The sequence below is a fragment of the uncultured Chloroflexus sp. genome (assembly GCF_937129525.1).
Classification (GTDB): domain Bacteria; phylum Chloroflexota; class Chloroflexia; order Chloroflexales; family Chloroflexaceae; genus Chloroflexus.
This window is the reverse complement of sequence record NZ_CAKZNK010000113.1, coordinates 1-5,755: the sequence shown is the minus strand read 5'-3', so window position 1 is coordinate 5,755 and position 5,755 is coordinate 1. Positions and strand designations below refer to the sequence as shown.

Annotated in this window: 7 protein-coding genes and 1 pseudogene; all 8 read right to left on the bottom strand. The window is 56.7% G+C overall.

The window, feature by feature from the left end; genetic code table 11:
* The coding region (locus Q0650_RS14630; RefSeq protein ID WP_298820218.1) for a 2-keto-4-pentenoate hydratase at positions 1-647 on the bottom strand (647 nt) is incomplete at its 3' end.
* Entirely contained in the window at positions 629-2,083 is a 1,455-nt protein-coding gene (locus Q0650_RS14625) for an aldehyde dehydrogenase (protein WP_367280827.1), read from the bottom strand. The genes Q0650_RS14625 and Q0650_RS14630, both read right to left, overlap by 19 nt.
* Positions 2,083-2,817, bottom strand: coding sequence for a 2-keto-4-pentenoate hydratase (locus Q0650_RS14620; protein WP_298820215.1), 735 nt, complete (start codon positions 2,815-2,817; stop codon positions 2,083-2,085). The genes Q0650_RS14625 and Q0650_RS14620 overlap by 1 nt, the downstream gene beginning before the upstream one ends.
* A gap of 47 nt (positions 2,818-2,864) precedes the next feature.
* Positions 2,865-3,080: a 4-oxalocrotonate tautomerase family protein gene (locus tag Q0650_RS14615; RefSeq protein WP_367280826.1), complete on the bottom strand. Its 216-nt coding sequence runs from the start codon at positions 3,078-3,080 to the stop codon at positions 2,865-2,867.
* Positions 3,081-3,175: 95 nt separating this feature from the next.
* Complete coding sequence (locus Q0650_RS14610; protein ID WP_298820212.1) at positions 3,176-4,015, bottom strand: alpha/beta fold hydrolase; 840 nt, start codon at positions 4,013-4,015, stop codon at positions 3,176-3,178.
* A gap of 35 nt (positions 4,016-4,050) precedes the next feature.
* Entirely contained in the window at positions 4,051-4,554 is a 504-nt protein-coding gene (locus tag Q0650_RS14605) for a flavin reductase family protein (protein ID WP_298820210.1), read from the bottom strand.
* The gene (dmpG, locus tag Q0650_RS14600) at positions 4,551-5,582 is read right to left on the bottom strand and encodes a 4-hydroxy-2-oxovalerate aldolase (protein ID WP_298820208.1); all 1,032 of its coding nucleotides are present in this window, start codon (positions 5,580-5,582) and stop codon (positions 4,551-4,553) included. The genes Q0650_RS14605 and dmpG overlap by 4 nt, the downstream gene beginning before the upstream one ends.
* Positions 5,579-5,755, bottom strand: a pseudogene (locus tag Q0650_RS14595) (acetaldehyde dehydrogenase (acetylating)); the annotation flags it as partial. The pseudogene Q0650_RS14595 and the gene dmpG, both read right to left, overlap by 4 nt.

The window sequence follows — 5,755 nt, the reverse complement described above, 5'->3', positions numbered from 1 at the left end:
GGATGACCAAGCGCGGCAGCGCCGGTTCCAGCCACGGCAGGTCTCCCATTGTGGCTCATCACCATCCCGATAGTGCGTAGATCGCGCGAACGCAATGCTTTACTCCATGGCCCAATTGTCAGTCCACCGTATGAGGCATTGTCGGCAATGGTATCGGCAAGCTTGATCCGCCAGCGCTCGATGCGGCTATCAACAATTTCAATAGTGGCTGCCAGCGCTTCGGTAGCAGCCAGTACCTGCTGAGGCGTGATCGCCGGCCAATCGAGCGTTTCACCGATTAAAAAGGCCAGTTCACCCTCAACCCGCGGTTGCAAGAAGATTGCGCTCGGCACCTCCACTCGCCCATTGATCAGCGGAAAATAGCGCGAAGCCCACAGAGTGCCGTAATCTGGTTCGTTTACGCCCATTTGTTCTTGCACCGCCTTGCTGGTCAGACCGATTTTACGGCCTAAAATCCGTTCGCCGCGCGCGAGTCGCAACTCTGTCCAGCGCGTTTGAATGCGGTAAGCGGTTGTGGCATCGCTTATCCCATCACGCTCGGTCAATGGCGGGATCGTGAAACGCTCTTCCCAGGCCTGATCAAGACGCTGAGCAAGCGCAGTAATGACGGTTTCATCGATACCGGTTGCTATTGATTGCTCAGACATATCGTCTTGACCTCCGTATAAAACTCAAGACTGTAATGACCACCTTCACGCCCAATACCACTCTGCTTCATGCCACCGAACGGAACCCGCAGGTCACGCACGAAAAAGTCATTGACCCAGATTGTTCCAGCCTCAAGCGCTGCGCCCAATCGTACAGCCCGACCCACATCGCGCGTTTGCACCACAGCCGAAAGGCCGTAGCTCACACCGTTGGCAATTGCCACTGCCTCCTCCTCTTCATCGAACGGCACAATGGTCACAACAGGACCGAAGATCTCTTCTTGACAGACTCGATCATGCGGTTGCGCCTCTGCGATGATTGTTGGTAGCAAGAAATTACCCTGATCGAATGGGCGCGGAAGATGCGGTTGTTCTCCACCGGTCAAGATGCGAGCGCCACCAGCGCAGGCCAGTTCGATATAACTCCTTACCCTGGCCAGATGTTCGGGAGCAATCAGCGCGCCGACTCTGGTTGCAGGATCGAAGGGATCGCCGACCTTTAAGGCTGCTGTCGCAGCCTGGAATCGCTCCAGGAAGGTTTCGTATAGTGGTCGTTGCACGAGAATGCGTGGGCCGGCCAGGCAAAACTCACCCTGGTTGAAGAAGGAGGAACGCAAACTGATCGCAACTGCGCGCTCTATATCGGCATCGGCAAAGATGATATTGGCGCCCTTCCCGCCCAACTCAAACGACACTCGCTTGAGAGTCGGCGCAGCCGCAGCCATGATAATCTTGCCGGTAGTCGTTTCGCCGGTAAAGGAGATCAGGTTCACTTCAGGATGCCTGGTAAGCAGTTCACCAGCCGAGTCTGGCCCAAAGCCATGGATCACGTTTATCACTCCGGGCGGAAAGCCGGCGGCGTGGGCGATTTGCGCCAATCGCCATGTGCCGATTGGGGTCAGCTCAGCCGGCTTGAGCACTACGGTATTACCAAACGCCAGCGCCGGCCCCATCTTCCAGGTGGCTTGCAACAGCGGAATATTCCACGGAGCGATTAAAGCAGCAACGCCAACCGGTTGCCGCAACACATAATTGATATAGCCGTTATCCATGGGGTAGGCTTCGCTGCCATGCGTGGCAGCGAAGTCGGCAAAAAACTCGATATTCGCCACAATCCTTGGAATATAGCCGGCCCGATTCTCGCTGATCGGTCGGCCTACATCCCAGGTTTCAATTGTTGCCAGTTCAGCTTCGTGATCGCGAATCAGTTGCGCAAATCGTTTCAGGATCTGTCGTCGTTCGGCCACCGGCGTCCGACTCCACTGCGCAAAGGCCCGGCGTGCCGCTTGCACGGCTTCGTCAACCTCTGTGGCACCCGCCTCTGGCGCCGATCCGATCACCTGATTCGTCGCCGGATAACGGATTTCAAATTGTGGCCCGCGATTGATAAACTGACCATTGATATAGTGACTTACCTGAAAGAAGGGGTAATCCATCATTCCTCTCCCGCCAGATACGCCTGGATGATGTCATCACCAACGGTTACTTCGAGAACGCCAGTCGTAGCCGGCACTGCTTGCGCCGGCGAACCAAGGAAGATAATCTGACCAGCGGCAAGACCGTCAACATTTCGCGCCAACCAGCACAGTTGTTGTTCGAGATGACCGAGCGCAGCGATAGAGCCGGCTGTGCGTAATTCGCCATTCAGGTAGAGCCGCAACTCGCCATCTGGCACCCGTTCGTGCAGGCGCGCGCCGAGCAGGAAACCTCCACTCGACGCATTATCGGCAATGACTTCCACCGCGCTAAACCGGTAATCACGCCAAACACTATCGAGAATATCGACACCGATGAAGAAACCGCCAATAGCGCAGGCTACGGCACCCGGTTCAGCCGTCGCCGGAATCGAGCGGCGCAAGACGACAACCAGCTCCGGTTCGAGTCTTGGTTGCACAAAATTGCCGAGCTGCACCACCTGATCGCCGATCATCGATGGGGTAATTCGTCCGTAGATCGGTTGCTCCAATCCCATCTGTTGTTGCTTTGCCGGACTGATCAGGCCGAGTTTATAACCGATACAGATTTCGTTAGCGAAACGCGCTTGCTGAATTCGATATGCGCCGTTTAAATCGACGCCCCAATCCAACCGATTTCCGACAATCATGCGCCGCATCGCGCGCGCATCGCCAATTGTCTGAGCTAATTCAGTTTCGATGCTCGTCAGGGTCATCGTAATCTCCTCTCGCTCGCCGCAACTGCAGAAACTGACCAGAACGTCTACTGCCCACCCGCAGACTGTTCCTGTTGTCGCAACTCGGCCAGCGAACGCCCACCTACAGTCCAGTGTGTAGATGAGACTTCCTGAATGATTAACCGAACTTCTGTGAGCGGCACACCAAAAGCTTCCGCCGCCGCTATGGATAGTGACCGCGCCAGCTCAGCTTTCTGATCTGCGCTGCGCCCTTCAAGCATCGTGATGCGCAAGAGAAGCATCCTGGTTTCCTGTTTACTACGCAATCATCGGCTATCGGCGCGATCACGTCTCAGGGAGTCTGGCGCGTTGATCGTGCCGGGCAACCACATTCGCTTCAAGCCTCGCTCAAAAACATGCTCACCAGTTGATGAAACCGCCGACTATGCTCGATCTGCGTCCAGTGACTACAGCGACCGATGACGTGCAATTCGGCATTGGGCAAGCGATCAAGCAAATAGAAGCTGGTATTAACCGGCACAATTGCATCATCGCGCCCGTGGATAAGGAGCGCCGGCTGCTCAATTCGACGAAGGGCAGCATCTGGCACAATCAAGGCATCGAGATGTTGCTGGCGGGGTGCGGGAAACATTGCCTGATATGATCGCTGCACTTCTTCCCGCATTGCCGCGGCGTAGCGTACCTGGACAATCTCGTCGAGTCGTTCACTGACAAATCGATCGTCGTAAACGAACCATCGAATGGCCTGGGCCAACAATACCGGCGACGGATCGTCGTAGAAGCCCCATAACCGATCGAGTTCCGGCGTCAAACGACATGGCGCACCGATTGCGCCCATCAAAACAACCTGCCGAAACCGCTGCGGCGCTTCCAGCAAAAGATGTAGCGCCACCGCGCCCCCCATCGAATTACCGACGAGATCGACCTGCGCGAGACCAAGCGCGTCGAGCAGCGCCAGCATCTGGTTGACACACAAACGCATCCAATGACGGATATTGGTCGGTGCCGGATCGGGATGCTGGCTATCCCCAAACCCGATCAGATCGGGAGCCAGACATCGCCAGCGCTCACCGAGCGCCGGTAGCGCCAATTGCCAGTTCGACCAGCCATTGGCGCCAGGTCCAGAGCCGTGAATGAAGAGAATGGCCGGCGCATCGTCAGGCCCTTGCCGGTTGAGGTTGGTGATGGTATTTCCGGTCAGAATCTGCTCACCCATTGATCACCTTCTGGTAGCGCGTAACAATACCGCTTTCAGATAGCCGCCATTCTGCCGTACTGACCGCGGTAGAACAGCAATGGTCTTCCATCCCGGTATGCCAGATACTCAACCAGGCCGATAAAGAGGGTATGATCGCCAGCCGGATGCGCGTCGATGATCCGCGCAACTACGTGCGCCAGCGCATCAGCAATCAGTGGCGTTCCGGCCTGCCAGATAAATTTCGGTTCCAGCCCGGCAACCGGTTTGCCGCTAAAATGGCGGCTCAACAGCTCTTGCTCTTCACTCAGCTTGCTTACTCCGTAGGATCGACCGGGAGCCAGCAGCGTATGCATACGCGACCGATGTCCAATCGAGACCAGCACGAGCGGTGGGTCTAACGAGACTGACATGAAGCCGTTCGCCGTCATTCCGTGAATATCACCATTGTACGCGGTGGTAATTACGGTCACCCCGGTCGCGAAACAGCCCATGGTGGTGCGGAATAGCCGTGAGTCAATCGAAGAAGTCATATATCCTGGCGCTACAGGCTGGTTCATACCACCGTCTCCTTTCTCCCCTCTGCTGCATGCCGGCGACGCAGATCAAGCGCCACATCGATAATCCAATCCTCCTGGCCTGCCACGGCCTGACGCCGACCCAGTTCGACCAGAATCTCACGCGGATCAACGCCATACTGCGCTCCGGCCCGTTTAGCATGCAGCAGGAAGGTTGAGTAGACGCCAGCATACCCGATTGTGATTGCGTCACGATCGGGGAAGGGTTGGAACGGCATCATTGGCGCTACGATGTATTCGGCGGCATCCATCAAACGGAAGATATCAAGCCCGGGATTGATTCCTAGACGGTCAAGCACGGCAGCCAACAGCTCTGTGGCTGCGTTACCGGCGCCGGCGCCAAGCCCGCGCAAACAACCGTCAATCTGATCGGCGCCGGCTTCGAGGGCAGCCAGCGTATTCCCGATACCCAGACCGAGATTGTTGTGGGCGTGAAAACCGACCTGCACCGAGAGAGCTTCTTTCAAGGCACGCACTCGCGCGGCTGCCTCGTGGGGTAACATAGCCCCTGCCGAGTCGACAATGTAGACGCAGTCTGCGCCGTAAGACTCCATCAACCGCGCCTGTTCGACCAACACCTCAGGTGGACGAATGTGCGCCATCATCAAGAAACCAACTGTCTCAAGCCCTAACTCTTTGGCCAAGCCAAAGTGCTGTTCGGAAACATCCGCTTCGGTGCATTGAGTGGCAATCCTGACTATCTGAATCCCGCGCGCTACCGCCTCGGTTAGTTCCTTGCGTGTGCCAATGCCTGGCAACATCAGCGCAGCAATCCTGGCTCGTTCGGCATGACTGCGCGCCGTTTCGATGAGATCAAATTCAGACGTGTGTGAAAAGCCATATTGCAATGAGGATCCGGCCAGACCATCGCCATGACTCACCTCGATGACCGGCACACCAGCCTGATCGAGCGCTCGCACGATATTGACCACCTGTTCGCGCGTAAACTGATGGCGCATCGGGTGAGAACCATCGCGGAGAGTGGTATCGGTCAAACGAGGCGCTTTCATGCTGTCACCTCCAGTTTACTCAGGAGATGGGAGGCAAAAAGCTCGCCGACACGTCGCGCTGCTGCGGTCATGATGTCGAGATTACCGGCGTAAGGTGGCAGAAAGTCGCCTGCGCCTTCTACTTCCAGCAACATGATGATGACCGGTTGCTCACCCCACGGCGTCGAGCGCCG

Coding starts and splice junctions, on each gene's coding strand:
- Q0650_RS14620 (WP_298820215.1), bottom strand. CDS start 2,817: ATGACCCTGACGAGCATCGAAACTGAATTAGCTCAGACAATTGGCGAT.
- Q0650_RS14610 (WP_298820212.1), bottom strand. CDS start 4,015: ATGGGTGAGCAGATTCTGACCGGAAATACCATCACCAACCTCAACCGG.
- Q0650_RS14625 (WP_367280827.1), bottom strand. CDS start 2,083: ATGGATTACCCCTTCTTTCAGGTAAGTCACTATATCAATGGTCAGTTT.
- dmpG (WP_298820208.1), bottom strand. CDS start 5,582: ATGAAAGCGCCTCGTTTGACCGATACCACTCTCCGCGATGGTTCTCAC.
- Q0650_RS14605 (WP_298820210.1), bottom strand. CDS start 4,554: ATGAACCAGCCTGTAGCGCCAGGATATATGACTTCTTCGATTGACTCA.
- Q0650_RS14615 (WP_367280826.1), bottom strand. CDS start 3,080: ATGCTTCTCTTGCGCATCACGATGCTTGAAGGGCGCAGCGCAGATCAG.